We start from the raw sequence: 17,030 nt of genomic DNA on the forward strand, positions 1-17,030 counted from the left end.
TCGAAAAACATGCAAAGATGCCCCGGAAAAGTAACGGAATCCCAATTTTGCCTTATTAATGGGTGAGAAAGGTCATATGGGCGTTCCGATGGTACAGACGAAAGCGCGGCGGCGATCGAGCCTCATCTGGGGGACGCTGCTCGCCATTTTGCTCGGGGTTGCGGCAGCATTTTTCGTGCTCGCCATGCCCATCCACATGCTCGAGACGGTGACCACGACGACGCGGCTGTCGAAGCTGATGGTCCAGGCCGAACCACCCATTTCTCCCAATGACCGAACGCTGCTGTCCGTGCTGGCCGGCATATTCGTCGCGGCCGTCGGGTGGGTGCTGCTCGACTGGCTGCTGTTCGGCAAGGCCGGGCTCAGCGCGATCGTTCCGACAAGGGACGATGATTTCGAAGACGAAGATGATGATGCGTTTCGTCCGACCGATCCGCTCGACCTGATCGGAGGCGCGCCCGCGCCGCTGTCCCGGCAGAATGACTGGACAGGGATGGCCGGTGACCCGCGCCGCCCGCTGTCGGCCCGAACCGACATCGGCGATCCGCCTATAGCGGCAGCGCCGTTCCTGCCCGGCGTCGCCGACAGCCTGCCGCCGCTCGGCCAGATCCTGCCCGGTGCCGGTGTGGCTCCGCCCCCGCTGTCGCCGGCCTTCGGCGCTCCCTCCATCCAGCCGCCGCCGCTGTTTCCGCAGCAGCCTGCACAGGCATCGGCCTGGGGTGGCGATCCGCTGCCCGGTGGGCGGGGTTCCTGGCCTCCGTTGGATGACGATGCCATCGGCGTTCCCCTCGTGCCGCCGGCTGCGCCGTCCCCGCCGGTCGAGCCTGCCGCGAAGGCGCCGCCGGTGATCCCCTCGATCATGCCGAGCTGGCTGCCTGCGCCAGGAGCGCGCGCGGACGATGCGTCTCCAGCGGGCGACGCGGTCGACGAGCCGACCGTCTCTCCCGCCGCGCCGGCTGCCGCTGCTGTGCCGGATGCAGCCATCGACGCCGGACCCGCCAGCCCAGGCCCAAGCGTGGACCCATTGCCCATCATCTCGGCGCCCCCGCCATTGGCTGGCGCTACGTCCTTCCTGCCAGAGGCCTTCGATCTGAGAAGTGGGACTTTTGCGCCTGCCGAGCCGGTTCAGGGCCAGGAGCCCGAAGCTCCATTGGATCTGAATTTCGCGACGTCGCTGCCGACCGACAGGCCCCATGCGTCTCCGGTGGCAGATTCCCCCATGCCCTCCTTCGTTTCGCCCGTGACGCCGAACATTTCGGCCGCCCCGCTTTATCCGCCGGTGGAGGAGCCCATCCGGCCGGCCATTCCGCGCGCCGCGGCACCGGGCCTCGACCGGGCCCGCCTGGAGGATCTGCTCGAGCGGCTCGAGCGGAGTCTGGAAAATCGTCGGGCCGCAGCGGCTGCTCGGCCGCCGGCTGGAGCCGCAGAGGCGTTGGCGCCGCAGGCCCCGCCTTCCGTAGCACCATTGGCGGTTCAGACCCCGGTGGTTCCGGACGCTCGGGCCGTCCCGTCATTCGATAGCGGTCGCACGGCTGTCCCAGCTGCTGAGAGCATCGCGACATTTTTCGCTCCCGACCCACTTCCCGGCGCGCGCCGCGAGGCGGAAGCCGCGCCCGGCCCGGTCTCTGAGCCCGCGCCGAGACTCGATCCCTTGCCAGTGAAGCGGCCGCCGGCTGCTGCCGGCCCCGGCGCGGCCAATGATGCGCTGCTCGAACAGCCGCTTCATCTCACGCTCGAGCAGTTGCGGCAGATGATCAGGCGCTGAGCGCGCTGCCGGCCTCCAGGGTCAGCGCCCGCAGGCGAACCATCTGTCCGGCCGCCTGGGGCTCGCCGCCGTCCACCGAGAGCTCGACGAGCAGGTGCCCCGGCAGGCGTAGGTCGGCCTCGATCGAGGCATGGCGCAGATCGCGCAGCGCGCCTTCGACGTCGGGTCCCTCCAGGACGACATCCAATATGTGCCGCTCGCCGTCGAACAGCAGGCTGCGCCAGGGGGTGGTGTCCGACCGCATCGCGTGAAGCCGGGCATTAGGGCGGCAACGCGATCGCAGCGCTGCGAGGAGCGCTTTTGCCGGATCGGTCATCGCGCCTGCTCCGGCATCCGTGCCTGTCGTTCGGCAAGATAGGCCCTCACCTTATGGACCGTTCCCGCACGCGGCTCCCGTCCCCTGCGCAGGCTCGCGACGAAAGCCGGATCTCCCAGTACCTCGCGACCGAAGCGGGACGGTGCGGTCCCTGTCTGTCTGAGATGTCGTTCGATATCCCGCAGAAGATACATTGACGCTTCCTTTCAGGCGAATCATATGTTCCCTATATGTTCTTTCCCTATTTCCTACTTGTCTAGGAAAAATCCTATCGCTATGCGGTGAGCCATGGCCGACGACGTTCGCAGCATCCTGGATGCGCTGATCCGCGAGAGAGGGGAGGATTATTCGTCCCTGTCCCGGCTGATCGGTCGCAATCCGGCCTATATCCAGCAGTTCATCAAGCGCGGGACGCCGCGGCGCCTGTCGGAAGAAGACCGTGTCAGGATCGCGGCCTATCTTCGCGTGCCCGAGGCACAGCTGGGCGGGCGGGCGGAGGCATCGGCCCGTCCCGCTGCCAGGGGCGATGCCCCCCTCCTGCAGGCCGTCCCCCGGATCGAGGTGCGCGCTTCAGCGGGCCCCGGCGGCATGGCGGAAATCGAGGAGCAGGGGCGTCCGATCGCTTTCGATCCGCTGCTGTTGAAGGAGATCGGCGCACAGCGGACGTCGCTGTTATCGGTGATCAGGGTGTCGGGCGATTCGATGGAGCCGACGCTATATGATCGCGACGACATCCTCGTCGACCGCAGCGCGACCACGGCCGTTTCGGGTGCCATTCACGTCCTGCGGCTGGACGATCTGCTGATGGTCAAGCGGCTCGTCAGAGAAGGGGCCGCCTGGATCATCTGCAGCGACAACCCCGCCTATCCCGCGATACGGGATTTCGATCCGGCGGCGCTGCAGCTCATCGGTCGGGTCTTGTGGTGCGGACGCAAGCTGTAGCGGCGCGTGCCCGTCCGTCGTGGGTCAGCCGCGACGGCGATCGTAGAAATAGAGCGCCAGCGTAATCGCCGTTCCGACGGCCGCACCGATGACGGTTCCGGCCGAAGGTTGTCCCTGTTGCGCGCCGATAAGGGCACCCGCGAGGATCGAGAAGGCGATGATTGCCCCACCCGCGCGGGACGCGCTGCCGCTTTGCTTTTCCATGCGTGCCCCATGCCACGACAGCCGTGGCGGCGCCAGCCATGTCCCGCTTGTCCCGACACGGGACAGGATGTCCCTCAAGGAGACTTAGTAAAGACGGTGTCGACCATCGAAGGCGCGGAAATCCGCCATTTGGGCGAAGCTGGCATGCGCCTTGTGTAGGCTTGGGCAGGTGATCACGAGGTTCCGGCTCTTGGAAGAGATATTCTACATCGCCCATCGCAGCAGCATCGACCAGGCGCAGGAATTGCTGAGCCAGTTCGGGATGCTCGCGATCGACGAGGCTGCCGCACGCAGCCGGCATTATCGCGAGCTGGGCAACTCGATTCGCTTTTGCGAGTGGCGCCAGATCGAGCGATTCCTGATCATCCTGACACAGAACGTGGCGGTCGGTACGATCCACTGAGGGGTGCCCCTGCCGCGGGGTGAAGCATTCCTGCCACGTCGGCGCAGGAAGCGCGCACCCTGTCGCGTCGCTCCTGCAACTTGGACTGGCGGCGCTGCGGCGCTGCGGCTAGGGTCCGCCGATGCGTCTTGCCCGTACGCCGTTTGGTGCGCCCCCGTTCCTGTTCGGCGCCTTGCTGAGCATTTGGGCCCCCTGCGAAGCGCAGTCCCAGCTGGAACCCGCCGCCAAAGCGGACGCTGCCGACGCCGGTGATCTCGACCCTTCGGCCGACATGGCCCCCTTACCCGAGATGGAAGTCGAATGGCCGGACGCGCAGGCGGGACCGGATACGGTGGCAGAGACGCCAGGCGTCGCCGGCGCCGCAAGCCAGGGTGGTTCCGCAGGAGAGGCCGAGGCGCTTGCCGATGCCCAGGCCGACCGCCCATATGACGTGCGGATCGACGGATTGTCCGGGCAGGAAGGCGTCACGCCCGAAGCGGAGGCCTCGATACGCGCCCGGTTCAAGTCGCTCTCGGCGCTCGAAGAAGGCAAGGGGACCGGCAATACCGCGCAGATCGACCGCCGGGCGCGCCAGGACGAGGCGCTGCTGAACGAGCTTTTGCGCACCGCCGGCTATTATGATGCGAGCGTGGTCACGCGTATCGAAGGGCAGCGCGGCGAGCGCCTCTCCGTCGTGCTGCGGGTGCGCGCGGGGACGGTCTACACTCTGTCGTCGGTCGACATGCCCGGCCTCTCCGAGGCGGGGCCACTGGCGCCGGAGCTGCGCGCGGCCTTCGGCCTGCGCGAGGGGGATGCGGCCGATTCCGATCGAATCGCGACCGGGCTCGCCGCGCTCAACACGAGTCTCGGCCAGCGCGGTCTGGTCTTTGCGAAGGTCGGCGAGCCCAAGCTGACGATCGACCATGAGGATCATGCGGCGGCGCTGTCGATCGAAGTCGACACGGGACGGGTTCAGCGCATCGGCGAGATCCGCGTCGAAGGCCGACAGCTGTTCAGCGTCCGGCATCTCGGGCGGATCGCGCGCTTTCGTCGCGGCGACATTTACGACGCGGCACGGATGGAGGATTTCCGGCGTGCCCTCATCCAGACAAGCCTGGTGTCGACCGTATCGATCAAGCCCGTTCCCACCTCCGATCCGGGGGTCGTGGACGTTGCGGTCCGGCTCGACCAGGCACCACCGAGGACGATTTCCGGCTCGGTAGGCTATGGCACCGGTGAAGGCTATCGGCTCGAGGCGAGCTGGCAGCATCGCAACCTGATCAAGCCCGAGGGCGCGGTCACGTTCCGGGGCGTTCTCGGAACGCAGGAACAGTCGCTTGGCGCGACCCTGCGCCGGAACAATTTCAAGGCGCGCGACCGGGTGTTGACCGGACAACTCGTCGTCAGCCATCTCGACCAGAACGCCTATGAGGCGCGCAGCGTGACGCTCGGCGCCGGCCTCGAACGCCAGACCAACATCATCTGGCAGAAGAAATGGACCTGGTCCTACGGCGTCGAGCTTGTCGCCTCTAAGGAAGACGATACGGTCAAGGCGACGGGCGCTCCGCGTCGCCGCCAATATCTGATCGGCGCGCTACCCTCGAGCCTGTCCTATGACGGATCGGACGACCTGCTGAATCCGACGCGCGGCTACCGGCTCGCGGCGCGCATTTCGCCCGAGGCGTCGTTGCAGGGCAGCGCCTTCGGCTATTTCAAGGGGCAGATCGACGGCAGCAGCTATATGCCGGTCAGCGATCGGATCGTCATTGCCGGGCGCGTCCGCCTGGGCGCGATCTGGGGCGCTTCGGCCGAGCGGATCGCACCGACGCGGCGCTTCTATGCGGGCGGCGGCGGATCGGTACGCGGTTATGGCTATCAGAAAATCGGCCCTGTCGACATCAACGGCGATCCGGCGGGCGGCCGCAGCCTCGCCGAATTCTCGATCGAGGCCCGCATCCGCTTCGGCGATTTCGGGGTGGTGCCCTTCTTCGACGGCGGCAATCTCTACGCCGCCAAGCTGCCGACTTTCCGCAATCCGCGCTACGGTGCGGGCCTCGGTGTGCGCTATTATACGAGCTTCGGCCCCATCCGGGTCGATGTCGGTACGCCGATCAACCGCCGCGCGGGCGATTCGCGTGTCGCGGTCTATGTGTCGCTCGGGCAGGCGTTCTGATGAGCGGCGAGCCCGCCCTGGTGGCCGAGGTCGAGGAGCGGGTTCTCGTCTGGCGCGAACGTCATCCGGTTCTCCGGCGGGTCGCGATCGGCCTGTTGTCGCTGCTCCTGCTGATCTCTGCCGCCATCTGGATGCTCGACAGCGCTCCCGGACACCGACTCATCGCCGACCGGATCGGTGCCTTGCGCCCGTCGTCCGGCTTGCGGATTCATGTGGGGCGTATCGATGGGTCGATCTGGAATCGTGCGACCGTCCGCGACCTGCGCCTCTATGACGATCGGGGCCTGTTTCTCGAGGCTCCCGAAATCCGGCTCGACTGGCGGCCCGCCGCCTGGCTGGCGAACAAGCTGTGGATCAGGCGAGCCTCAACCGACTTGCTGATTCTCCATCGCAAGCCTGCCTTGCGGCCCTCGGCTCGCAAGGGGCCCTTGCTTCCTAGCTTCGACATCCATGTCGGGCATCTTGAAGTGAAGCGCCTTCGCCTCGATCCGCCCGTAGCCGGTCGGCGCTTTTTGACGACGCTGACGGGCGGCGCCGACATTCATGGCGGGCGGGTGCTGCTTCGCCTCGATGCATCGTCCAACGCCGCCGACCGTGTCAGCCTGCAGCTTGATTCGCAGCCGGATCGCGATCTGTTCGACCTCGACGCGAAGGTCGAGGGACCAGCCGGCGGCGTGATCGCTTCGCTGACCGGCTGGAAGCAGCCTGTGGACGGGGTCATTTCCGGCAACGGCACATGGACGGCGTGGAACGGCCGTGCGACGCTCGACGCCGGCGACACGCGCATCGTCGAGCTGGCGTTGAAAGCGAACAAGGGGCGCTATGCGCTTGACGGCTTTCTCGCTCCGAGCCGCTTCCTGAGCGGCAAGCTGCAGCGGCTCAGCGATCCGCAGATACGGATCAAGGGCGATGCGTCCATGACGGACCGCCGGCTCGACGGCCGCGCTTCCATCAGGACGCCGTCGCTCGCCTTCGAGCTGAGCGGTATCGTCGATCTCGCGGCCAACGCGTTTGACGGGGTGCGGATCAAGGGCGTCCTCCTCCGTCCCCCGGCGCTCTTCCCCAACATGACCGGGCGCAATGTCGCGCTCGACGCGCGCTTCGACGGGCCGTTCGGCACGGCGGCCTATAGCTACACGCTGACCGCCGACCATGTCGCCTTCGACAATACCGGGTTCGATATCGTCAAAGCGACCGGGAAGGGCGCGTTGTCGGCCGCTCCGGTCAAACTGCCGGTCCGGCTGACCGCCCGGCGTGTCACCGGCATCGGCGACGTGGCCGGCGGGATCCTCGGCAATCTGTCGCTGGACGGCACCTTGCTCGTCACCGCGCGCAACGTCACCGGCGACAAGCTGAAACTGAAGTCCGACAAGCTTGCCGGCGACCTGTCGCTGCGCCTGGACCTCAAGACCGGCGCCTATGACGTGGCGCTCACGGGCAAGCTGCTCCGCTATTTCATTCCCGGCGTCGGCATCGTCGACGTCAATTCCGAACTGACCGTGCTGCCGGGAACGGGCGGGCGGGGCACCTCGGTCACCGGGCGTGGCCGTGCCTGGGTTCGCCGCTTCGACAATGGATTTCTCCGCTCGCTTGCGGGCGGACTGCCCTTCATCGACACCCGACTGCGGCGGGGGCCTGACGGCATCTTGCATTTCGAGCGGCTGCAGCTGACCGCGCCGGACATCCGCATCACCGGTACCGGCTTCAGGCGTCGCGATGGCACAATCTATTTCAAGGGAAGTGGTACGCAGGCGCGCTATGGCCCGCTGCAACTGACGCTCGATGGAAATATCAGCCGCCCGAAGATCGATCTCGTCCTCGCTTCGCCGGTGCCAGCTCTGGGACTGACCGACACCATCGTCCACCTCGATCCGACGCCACAGGGCTTTGCCTATCGCGCGGAGGGCGGCTCCTATCTCGGTCCGTGGGACAGTCGCGGTGCGATCCTGCTGCCCAGCGGGCAGTCGGCCACGATCGCGGTGGCGGCGCTCGCCGTCAGCGGAGCCGCAGGCAGTGGCGCACTCCGCTCTTATCCGCAGGGCTTTACCGGCCGGATCGACCTGGCTGGCGGTACGGTCACCGGCCCCCTGACATTCTCGGTGGAGCAGGGACTGCAGAAGATCGAGGGACATCTCCGCGCTCGCCGGGCGAGCTTCGCAGCAGCGCTGCCCTTCACCGTCAATCGTGGCCGCATCGATGGCACGGTCCTTCTCGATCCGGCCGGCGCGCGTATCGATGCGACGGCGGCCCTGTTCGGTTCGACGATAAAGGGTGTCACGATTGGACGGACCCGAGCGACTCTGACGGCGCGCGGCGCGAGCGGCACGATCGATGCGACCGTCGCCGGCTCGCGTGGCCGGGGGTTCCAGCTGGCGACGAAGCTGGGCTTCGCGCCCGACCGGCTGTCATTGGCCGTTGAAGGGGTTATCGACCGCAAGACCGTCAAGCTCGACGAGCCGGCGGTTCTGAGCCGCGACGGCGATGCCTGGCGGCTGGACCCCGTGTCGCTGGGTTTCGCCAATGGCCGCGCGACGCTCGCAGGACGCTTCGGCGGCGCGGCAAACGAGGTCCATGCCGTCGTTCAGTCGATGCCGCTGTCGGTCCTCGACCTCTTCTATCCGCAGCTCGGTCTGTCGGGCGTAGCGACCGGCGACGTCGACTACCGCCTGCAACGCGGCGCGCGCATACCCACGGGTCGCGCCAAGCTGACGATCAAGGGCTTGTCCCGTTCCGGCCTGGTCCTGACGTCCAGGCCTGCCGATGTCGGCCTCTCCGCCGTCCTTACCGAGAATGTCGCGGCAGCGCGGGCCGTGGTCGCCAGCAGCGGCAAGGTGATCGGCCGCGCGCAGGCACGCATCACCAACATCCCGCCATCCGGCGCGCTCGACGACCGTCTGCTGGCCGGGCGGCTTTTCGCCCAGCTGCGCTATGGCGGACCCGCGGACATGCTGTGGCGCCTGTTCGGGGTCGAGACGATCGACCTGTCGGGGCCGGTGGCCATTGGCGCGGACATCAGCGGTACCGGGGCCAATCCGGTCATCCGGGGTACGCTGCGCTCGACCCAGGCGCGGCTGGAGAGCGCGGTATCGGGCACGGTCATCACCAACATCGCCGCCAATGGCCGGTTCGACGGCTCGACCCTGCTGATCGACTCGCTGAAGGGCCGCACGCGCGGGGACGGCACAATCACGGGCAAAGCCCGGTTCGACCTATCCGCCGAGGCTGGGCTGGGCATGGATGTTGCGATCGATGCCAACGACGCCCAGCTGATCAATCGCGACGATATCGGCGCGACCGTCACGGGCCCCGTGCGCTTCGTCTCGAACGGAAACGGCGGCACGATCTCGGGCGACGTCAGGCTGGTCAAGGGTCGCTTCCAGCTGGGCCGAGCCGCTGCGGTCGCGACGATACCCCAGTTCGCGACGGTCGAACTCAACCGCCCCGACGATGAGAATGAGGTGCGTCGCCGGGCGCCGTGGAGGCTCGATATCAAGATGGCGGCGCGCAACCAGCTGACGGTGTCGGGCCTGGGACTCGACAGCGAATGGCGTGGCCAGCTCGACCTCGGCGGAACGATCGAGAATCCCTCGATCCGCGGGCGCATGGACCTCGTCCGGGGCGGCTATGAGTTCGCCGGCCGACGTTTCGATCTCGATCGCGGAGCGATCCGCTTCCTGGGCGAGACGCCGCCCGACCCGCTGCTCGACATCACCGCCAAGGCCAATCTCAATGGCGTCAGCGCGACGATCGGCGTGGCGGGGACTGGGCTGAAGCCCGAGATCAGCTTCACCAGCATTCCGGCGCTGCCCGAAGATGAACTTCTGTCGCGCCTGCTGTTCGGCACCTCGATTACCAACCTGTCGGCGCCCGAGGCCTTGCAGCTTGCCGCTGCGGTCAGTTCGCTACGCGGCGGCGGAGGCGGGCTCAATCCGATCAATGCCGTCCGCAAGGCGGCGGGCCTCGACCGGCTGCGCATCCTTCCGGCCGATCCGACGATCGGCATCGGCACGTCGATCGCCGCCGGCAAATATATCGGCCGGCGGACCTTCGTCGAGGTGATCAGCGATGGGCAGGGCTATTCGGCGACGCGCATCGAGTTCCAGTTGACCCGCTGGCTATCGCTGTTGTCGAGCATCTCGACCATCGGTCGGCAGAGCGCCAGCGTCAGGGTGTCGAAGGACTATTGATCCACTCTCGGTGGGAGCGCGGCTAGCTCAGCGCGGGCCGGCGGGAACGGGGTGGTGCGCCTGGAACAGCTTGCCGCGTTCGGCGACGAGCACGATGATCAGCGCCGTCGAAGATCCCAGCAGGAAGCCGAGGGTGAGGGGCAGGGTGGTCCCCTGGAAGGACTGGCCGATGGCGAGGCCGATCAGCGTCCCCACCACGCTCTGCATGAACCCCTGGATCGACGCGGCGGTGCCGGCGATCGTGCCCATGCGCTCCATCGCCATAGATCCGAAATTCGACCCCGTCAGCCCGAACAGGAACATGGTCAGCCCCTGCAGCACCGCGAAGGTCCAGATCGTCTCATGGCCGGTCGCGACGATCGTGAGCCGTACGAGGCAGAGCAGAATCATCGCGATCAAGGCCGTGTGCGACACCATCCGGGTGCCCAATCGCTCTACGATCCGGGAATTGATCAGCGCGGCGATCGCCATCATTCCCGCGATCAGGCCGAAGCCGGGGGCGAAATATTGCGGCGCGTTGAAGCTGTGGGCGAAGATCTGCTGGGCGCTGTTCAGAAAGCCTACCAAACCGCCATAGATGACCGCCGACGACAGTGCATAGCCGAGCGAGCAACGATCGCCGAGCGTCATCCGCGTCGCCTGTGCGATCGAGGCGAAGCCGATCGAGCGGCGGTTGTCGGGGGAGAGGGTCTCCGGAAGGCGGAGCGCCGCCCAGGCGCAGACGAACAGGCTGAAGCCGCCGAGCAGGTAGAATATCCAGTGCCACGGCGCGACCAGCAGGATGAGCTCGCCGAGCGTCGGCGCCGCGATCGGCACGGCGAGGAAGACCATGAAGCAGAGCGAGGTCACCCGCGCCATCCTGCGGCCCGCATAGCAGTCGCGGATGATCGAGATCGACAGGATCCGCGTCGAGGCGGCGACGAAGCCCTGCAGACCGCGCGACACGAGAAGCAGCTCGAAGCTTCCGGCATGCGCCGCGATGAAGCTCGTGATCGCGTATATTCCGAGGGTCGAGAAAAGCACGGGGCGGCGCCCGAAGCGGTCGGCGAGCGGCCCGAAGATGAGCTGGCCGAAGCCGAACGCGCCGATATAGATGGCGACCACCAGCTGCTGGTGGTTCTCTACCGTCAGCCCCAGTTCCGATCCGATCCTGCCGAGGGCAGGCAGCATGATGTCGATGCCCAGCGCGTTGACCGCCATGAGCGATGCCATCAACGCCACGAACTCGCCGAAAGGCAAGCCGTGCGACCTGTTGTCGTCCTGGATGGTCTGGGGAGCGTTCATCGGAAAATCCAGTGGCGCCTTAGGCTTGCGGGCGGACGCTGGCAACCCGGTGAGGCAGGCCAAAGAGAAAGGGCCCCGGAGCCGAAGCTCCGGAGCCCTCGTCTTTGCCGGTGAAGGCGAAGATCAGTTCGAGAAGTACATGTCGAACTCGACCGGGCTCGGGGTCATCTCCCAACGGGCGACTTCCGGCCATTTGAGCTCGATATAGGACTCGATCTGGTCCTCGGTGAACACGCCGCCCTTGGTGAGGAAGGCATGGTCGGCCTGCAGCGAGTTGAGCGCTTCGCGCAGCGAACCGCAGACGGTCGGAACCTGGGCGAGCTCTTCCGGCGGAAGATCGTACAGGTTCTTGTCCATCGCCTCGCCCGGATGGATCTTGTTCTCGATACCGTCGAGACCAGCCATCAGCAGCGCCGCATAGCAGAGATAGGGGTTGGCCATCGCGTCCGGGAAGCGGAACTCGACGCGCTTCGCCTTGGCACCGGTGCCATAGGGGATGCGGCACGAGGCCGAGCGGTTGCGCGCCGAGTAGGCGAGCAGCACCGGAGCTTCATAGCCCGGGACCAGACGTTTGTAGCTGTTGGTCGTTGGGTTGGTGAAGGCGTTGAGCGCCTTGGCATGCTTGATCACGCCGCCAATGAAATACAGGCAGGTGTCCGACAGGCCGGCATAGCCGTTGCCGGCGAAAAGCGGCTGACCCTTATCCCAGATCGAGATGTGGGTGTGCATGCCCGAGCCGTTATCTTCCTTGATCGGCTTCGGCATGAAGGTGACGGTCTTGCCATAGGCCTGCGCGACCTGCCAGCAGACATACTTGTAGATCTGCATGCGGTCGGCGGTCTGGACGAGCGTGCCGAAGGTCAGGCCGAGCTCATGCTGAGCAGCGGCGACTTCATGGTGGTGCTTGTCGCAGGGCAGACCCATTTCGAGCATGGTCGACACCATCTCGGCGCGGATGTCCACGGCGCTGTCGACGGGAGCGACCGGGAAATAGCCGCCCTTGGCGCGCGGACGGTGGCCCAGATTGCCGCCTTCGAGCGCCTTGCCGGTGTTGGTCGGCAGCTCGACATCGTCCAGCTTGTAGTAGCTGGAGTTGTAGGTGGTATCGAACTGGACGTCGTCGAACATGAAGAACTCGGCTTCCGGTCCGACATAGACGGTGTCGCCGACACCGATCGACTTCACATAGGCTTCGGCGCGCTTGGCGGTCGAACGCGGATCGCGGGTGTAGAGCTCACCGGTCGACGGTTCGACGATGTCGCACACCAGGATCAGCATCGGCGTGGCGGAGAAGGGGTCGGTCCAGACCGCGTCGAGGTCCGGCTTCAGGATCATGTCCGACTCGTTGATCGTCTTCCAGCCCTCGATCGACGAACCGTCGAACATGAAGCCGTCGGTCAACTCGTCTTCACCGACGACGCCGGCGCACATGGTCAGGTGCTGCCACTTGCCCTTCGGATCGGTGAAACGAAGATCGACCCACTCGATCTCCTGGTCCTTGATCATCTTGAGAACGTCAGCGGGCTTGTTCGCCATATCCTTGCCTTCCCCGTGAGAAAATTCCGTGAATGTATCGGGCGGTGTACCGCCCCTGCTTTAAGTGCGAAGCCGGCGGATCAGATCGCGTCGGCGTCCCTCTCTCCAGTCCGGATGCGGACGGCGCCCTCGACCGGCAGGATGAAGATCTTGCCGTCGCCGATGCGGCCCGTCTGCGCGGCGGACGCGATCGCTTCGACCACCCGATCGGCCAGGCTGTCGTCGACGACGACCTCCAGCTTCACCTTGGGCAGGAAATCGACGACATATTCCGCGCCGCGATATAATTCGGTGTGGCCCTTCTGGCGGCCGAAGCCCTTGGCCTCGGTCACGGTGATGCCCGATACGCCCACCTCATGGAGGGCTTCCTTAACTTCATCCAGCTTGAAGGGCTTGATGATGGCTTCGATCTTTTTCATCCGTGCCTCCCCGGCCAGCGCCTAGCGAAACTTCCATAAGCGTGCGGTCGCACGAGTCGCAAGGATGGAGGGTCTAGGCGCGACGATATTCTGCCGCGTTGCCGCAAAAGGCGGCAAATCCATGCGGTTTGACCAAAATTTAGGCAGGGGCTGTCCGAAAAGGCGGCGCGCAGCTTTGAGCGCGAATCGCTCTCGCGGTCAAAGATAGGGTGGCTGGTGCAGCCCCCGGGGGCTGGCCGTGAAGATCTCGCATCCATCCTCGGTGATGCCGATCGAATGCTCGAACTGCGCCGACAGCGAACGATCGCGCGTGACCGCCGTCCAGCCGTCGTCGAGCAGTTTTACATCCGGCCGGCCGATATTGATCATCGGTTCGATCGTGAACAACATGCCGGGGCGAAGTTCCGGGCCCGTGCCGGGGCGGCCGACATGGACGACCTCGGGGGCGTCGTGGAAGACCCGGCCGAGACCGTGGCCGCAGAAGTCCCGGACGACGCCATAGCGATGCTTTTCGGCGTGGCGCTGAATCGCGTGGCCGATATCGCCGAGATGATTGCCGGGGCGGGCCTGTTCGATCCCGAGCATCAGGCACTCATAGGTGACTTCGACCAGCCTGCGCGCCTTGATGCCGACATCGCCGACCAGATACATGCGGCTGCTGTCGCCGTGCCAGCCGTCGAGCAGGGGCGTCACGTCGATATTGACGATGTCGCCGTCCTTCAGCGTTCGTTCGCCGGGGATGCCATGGCAAACCACATGGTTGATGCTGATGCAGCAGCTGTGGGTGTAACCGCGATAGTGCATTGTCGCTGGCACGGCCCCGCCGGCTATCGTCATGTCGTGGACGATACGGTCGAGCTCCTGCGTGCTCACGCCCGGAACGACATGCGGCACCAGCGCGTCGAGAATCTCGGCGGCGAGCCGCCCGGCGGCGCGCATGCCGGCAAATCCTTCGGGTCCATGGAGGCGGATCGCCCCCGTGCGCGGATGGCTGGTGCTCGTATCGTCGGCGAGAATATAGGTCGTCATCCCTGCTACATAGGACAAAATCGCGCACTTTACGAGCCTCGCGCCGGGGCTCGTCGCGCATTGCCTGGCGTCGTGCCCGAGATCGAGGGACGGGGCAAAGTCGGACATGCCCTGTCAGGCAGCTTTCCCGGCGGGGCGTCTCGCTCTATGGACGCGCCATGAGCGAGAAAAACCCTGCACCCGCCGATCGCGTCTGGACCGCCGCCTTGCTGGTCATCGGTGACGAGATACTCTCCGGGCGGACGCAGGATCGCAATATCGCGCAGGTTGCGTCCTGGCTGAACCTTCAGGGAATAAGGCTGGCCGAGGTTCGCGTGGTTGCCGACTCCATGGAGCTGATCGGCGAGGCCGTAACCCAGTTGAAGGCGCGCAACGACTATCTGTTCACGACAGGGGGAATCGGCCCGACGCATGACGACATCACCGTCGACGCCATCGCGGCGGCGCTGGGCGTGCCGGTCGTCGTGCATCCGCGCGCGCGCGCCGTGCTGGAAGAATATTATGCAAGCCGCGGCGGGCTGAACGATGCGCGTTTGCGCATGGCGCGGGTTCCCGAGGGTGCGGACCTGATCGAGAATCGCATGTCCGGCGCACCGGGCATCCGCATGGGCAGCATCTTCATCCTGGCCGGGGTGCCGCATATTGCGGGCATGATGCTCGAGGCGCTTTCGAACACGCTTGAGGGCGGCAAGCCGATGCTGTCGAAAACGGTCGGCTGCTGGGTCGCCGAAAGCGAGATCGCCGATTTCCTGGGGGCTGCCGAGAAGGCGCATCCCGGTGCACAGATCGGCAGCTATCCGTTCTTCCGCGAGGGCAAGGTCGGTGCCAATTTCGTGATCCGCTCAACCGAGCCGGCGATCCTCGATGCCTGCCTGGCCCAGGTCGTTCGCGGACTGGCGGACATGGGGCACGACCCCGTCCTCGACGGAATCTGACCCTGCTCAGCTCGCCGCGGTAACGGGTTCGCGCTGAGCACGGTCCGAGGAGGCCAGTGCGAAGAACGCCGCGAAGGCGAAGCTCGCCGCGATCACGAATGCTGCGCCCGGGAAATGGAACGGCGCAGTCGGGCCGGTGAACCAGGCCAGTGCGGGGTTCAGCAACAGGGGCCCCGCGATCGAACCGACGGCGTTGAGACTGCCGATGAACCCCTGCATCTCGCCCTGCCGGTCGGCTGTGGTCTGGCGCGACATCAGGGCGGTTATCGACGGCTGGACCAGCGCCTGGAGCGCGGAGACGATGATCATGACCAGGCCGAACCAGGCCAGCGGCACCAGTGCGTAGCCGAAATAGCAGCTGCCGGCGACGACTGCGCCGATCATCGCAGTTCGCCGTTCGCCGAAGCGCTTGACCGCGCGACCCAATACGCCCTTCTGGACGGTGATCATCGAAATGCCGGCCAGCGCCAGCGAAGCGCCGATCATCCCGTCCGACCAGCCATATTGGGCTATGGCAAAATAGGCCCAGGTCGCGGGATAGACCATCGAGGCGATGTTCCAGAGCAGCAATATGCCGGCGAGACTCAACACGCCGGGCAGGCTGCGCGCGGCGAGCAGCGCGCCCACGGGGTTGGCACGGGCGATGCTGAAGGGCCGGCGATTCTCCCGCGCCAGCGTTTCCGGGAAGAAGAAGGCGCCGAACAACAGATTGGCGGCCGAGCAGGCGGCGGCCGCATAGAAAGGCACGCTATGGCCGAACTCGCCGAGCAGGCCGCCGATCGCTGGGCCGATGATGAAGCCCAGGCCGAACGCTGCGCCGACAAGGCCGAACCGCCGTGCGCGGTCCTCGGGCGGGGTGATGTCGGCCAGTGCTGCAGTTGCGGGGCTGAACGAGGCTCCGAAAACCCCGGCCAGCAGCCGTCCCACGAACAGCCAGGCAAGGTTGGGCGCGAAGCCCATCAGCAGATAATCGACCGACAGGCCGGCCAGAGCGAGCAGGAGCACCGGCCGCCGTCCGAAACGATCGCCAAGATTGCCGGCGAGCGGGCCGCAGAGGAACTGCATGAGCGCATAGACCGTTGCCAGCCAGCCACCCATCCACGTCGCATCGTCGAGGGTCAGGTGGCCGACCTCCATGACGAGGCGCGGAAGGACCGGAATGACGATACCGAAGCCGATCGCGTCGATCAGGATGGTGACCACGATGAAAATCGTGGCATTGCCCCTGCCACGCGACGATACCGACATGCTTTCCCCGCTTCTCGCCAGCCGTGTGAGCCAGCTTCCCCTGCAGCATGACCCTATCCCGAGGGACATGAACAGCGGCAATGCATGGACGTCCGACCACCGACTATTGCCTTCACGTCCACATTGCCGTTCCATAGCCGAAAGACAAGGATGACGGGACCGCGCTGCGCATCCATCATCCCTCCAGCAAGGAGAGCCGCATGACCCGTATAGCCCTGTCCTACTTCGCAACGCTCATCGTGTTCGCGATCGTGGATTTCGTCTGGCTGAAATATTCGGTCGACATATTGTATCGCCCGATCATCGGGTCGATCCTGGCGCCCGAACCGCGCATGGCGCCCGCGATCATCTTCTACGCCCTCTACATTGCCGGCCTCGTCTATTTCGCGGTGACTCCGGCCCTGGCCGCCGGCCAGTGGCAGACCGCCGCGATCCAGGGTGCGCTGTTCGGTTTCTTCGCCTATGCGACCTACGACCTGACCAATCAGGCGACACTGGTCGTCTGGTCGTCGAAGATCACGATTGCCGACATGATCTGGGGCTCCTTCGTCTCGGCGGTCGGCTCGACCGGCGGCTATCTGGTCACAAAGGCGATTTTGAAGGGGTGACC

At 65.9% G+C, this 17,030-nt stretch carries 14 protein-coding genes; 7 read left to right on the plus strand and 7 right to left on the minus strand.

The window, feature by feature from the left end; translation table 11 throughout:
• The first annotated feature begins 88 nt into the window (after nucleotides 1-88).
• Nucleotides 89-1,765, plus strand: coding sequence for a hypothetical protein (locus G6P88_RS19950; RefSeq protein ID WP_165324763.1), 1,677 nt, complete (start codon nucleotides 89-91; stop codon nucleotides 1,763-1,765).
• Here G6P88_RS19950 and G6P88_RS19955 read toward each other — a convergent pair.
• A complete protein-coding gene (locus tag G6P88_RS19955) occupies nucleotides 1,755-2,081 on the minus strand; it encodes a hypothetical protein (RefSeq protein ID WP_165324764.1) in 327 nt (108 codons plus the stop codon). The two genes, G6P88_RS19950 and G6P88_RS19955, sit on opposite strands and share 11 nt — an antisense overlap.
• A gap of 288 nt (nucleotides 2,082-2,369) precedes the next feature.
• Here G6P88_RS19955 and G6P88_RS19960 point away from each other — a divergent pair, with 288 nt between their 5' ends.
• On the plus strand, nucleotides 2,370-3,023 hold the full coding sequence (locus G6P88_RS19960) for a S24 family peptidase (protein WP_165324765.1): 654 nt from the start codon (nucleotides 2,370-2,372) through the stop codon (nucleotides 3,021-3,023).
• Nucleotides 3,024-3,047: 24 nt separating this feature from the next.
• Here the strand turns inward: G6P88_RS19960 and G6P88_RS19965 are convergent, their stop codons facing one another.
• Nucleotides 3,048-3,227 (minus strand): hypothetical protein, encoded by a 180-nt coding sequence (locus G6P88_RS19965; protein ID WP_165324766.1) that lies wholly within the window; start codon nucleotides 3,225-3,227, stop codon nucleotides 3,048-3,050.
• 169 nt (nucleotides 3,228-3,396) lie between these two features.
• On the opposite strand from G6P88_RS19965, the gene G6P88_RS19970 reads away from it, so the two are divergent.
• The 3 genes from G6P88_RS19970 (at nucleotide 3,397) to G6P88_RS19980 (ending at nucleotide 9,969) form a co-directional block, all read left to right on the plus strand.
• A complete protein-coding gene (locus G6P88_RS19970; protein ID WP_226946656.1) occupies nucleotides 3,397-3,630 on the plus strand; it encodes a hypothetical protein in 234 nt (77 codons plus the stop codon).
• Nucleotides 3,631-3,751: 121 nt separating this feature from the next.
• Nucleotides 3,752-5,782 carry an autotransporter assembly complex protein TamA gene (locus tag G6P88_RS19975; RefSeq protein ID WP_165324767.1) on the plus strand — a complete coding sequence of 677 codons (2,031 nt, stop codon included), beginning with the start codon at nucleotides 3,752-3,754 and terminating at the stop codon, nucleotides 5,780-5,782.
• Complete coding sequence (locus G6P88_RS19980) at nucleotides 5,782-9,969, plus strand: translocation/assembly module TamB domain-containing protein (RefSeq protein WP_165324768.1); 4,188 nt, start codon at nucleotides 5,782-5,784, stop codon at nucleotides 9,967-9,969. The genes G6P88_RS19975 and G6P88_RS19980 overlap by 1 nt, the downstream gene beginning before the upstream one ends.
• 27 nt (nucleotides 9,970-9,996) lie before the next feature.
• On the opposite strand, the gene G6P88_RS19985 is transcribed toward G6P88_RS19980, so the two are convergent.
• The 4 genes from G6P88_RS19985 to map all read right to left on the minus strand — a co-directional run bounded on the left by G6P88_RS19985 (nucleotide 9,997) and on the right by map (nucleotide 14,237).
• Complete coding sequence (locus tag G6P88_RS19985; RefSeq protein WP_165324769.1) at nucleotides 9,997-11,253, minus strand: multidrug effflux MFS transporter; 1,257 nt, start codon at nucleotides 11,251-11,253, stop codon at nucleotides 9,997-9,999.
• Nucleotides 11,254-11,376: 123 nt separating this feature from the next.
• Complete coding sequence (gene glnA, locus G6P88_RS19990; protein WP_165324770.1) at nucleotides 11,377-12,789, minus strand: type I glutamate--ammonia ligase; 1,413 nt, start codon at nucleotides 12,787-12,789, stop codon at nucleotides 11,377-11,379.
• Between the two features lie 80 nt (nucleotides 12,790-12,869).
• On the minus strand, nucleotides 12,870-13,208 hold the full coding sequence (locus G6P88_RS19995) for a P-II family nitrogen regulator (RefSeq protein WP_012051005.1): 339 nt from the start codon (nucleotides 13,206-13,208) through the stop codon (nucleotides 12,870-12,872).
• 198 nt (nucleotides 13,209-13,406) lie between these two features.
• Nucleotides 13,407-14,237: a type I methionyl aminopeptidase gene (gene map / locus G6P88_RS20000; RefSeq protein WP_165324771.1), complete on the minus strand. Its 831-nt coding sequence runs from the start codon at nucleotides 14,235-14,237 to the stop codon at nucleotides 13,407-13,409.
• A gap of 158 nt (nucleotides 14,238-14,395) precedes the next feature.
• Between map and G6P88_RS20005 the strand changes: the two genes are divergently transcribed.
• The gene (locus tag G6P88_RS20005) at nucleotides 14,396-15,172 is read left to right on the plus strand and encodes a competence/damage-inducible protein A (RefSeq protein ID WP_165324772.1); all 777 of its coding nucleotides are present in this window, start codon (nucleotides 14,396-14,398) and stop codon (nucleotides 15,170-15,172) included.
• A gap of 6 nt (nucleotides 15,173-15,178) precedes the next feature.
• On the opposite strand, the gene G6P88_RS20010 is transcribed toward G6P88_RS20005, so the two are convergent.
• The gene (locus G6P88_RS20010; RefSeq protein ID WP_165324773.1) at nucleotides 15,179-16,420 is read right to left on the minus strand and encodes a TCR/Tet family MFS transporter; all 1,242 of its coding nucleotides are present in this window, start codon (nucleotides 16,418-16,420) and stop codon (nucleotides 15,179-15,181) included.
• A 200-nt stretch (nucleotides 16,421-16,620) separates the two neighbouring features.
• Here G6P88_RS20010 and G6P88_RS20015 point away from each other — a divergent pair, with 200 nt between their 5' ends.
• Nucleotides 16,621-17,028: a DUF2177 family protein gene (locus G6P88_RS20015; RefSeq protein ID WP_165324774.1), complete on the plus strand. Its 408-nt coding sequence runs from the start codon at nucleotides 16,621-16,623 to the stop codon at nucleotides 17,026-17,028.
• The last annotated feature ends 2 nt before the right edge of the window (nucleotides 17,029-17,030 follow it).

Origin of the sequence: Rhizorhabdus phycosphaerae (assembly GCF_011044255.1) — a bacterium.
GTDB lineage: Bacteria > Pseudomonadota > Alphaproteobacteria > Sphingomonadales > Sphingomonadaceae > Rhizorhabdus > Rhizorhabdus phycosphaerae.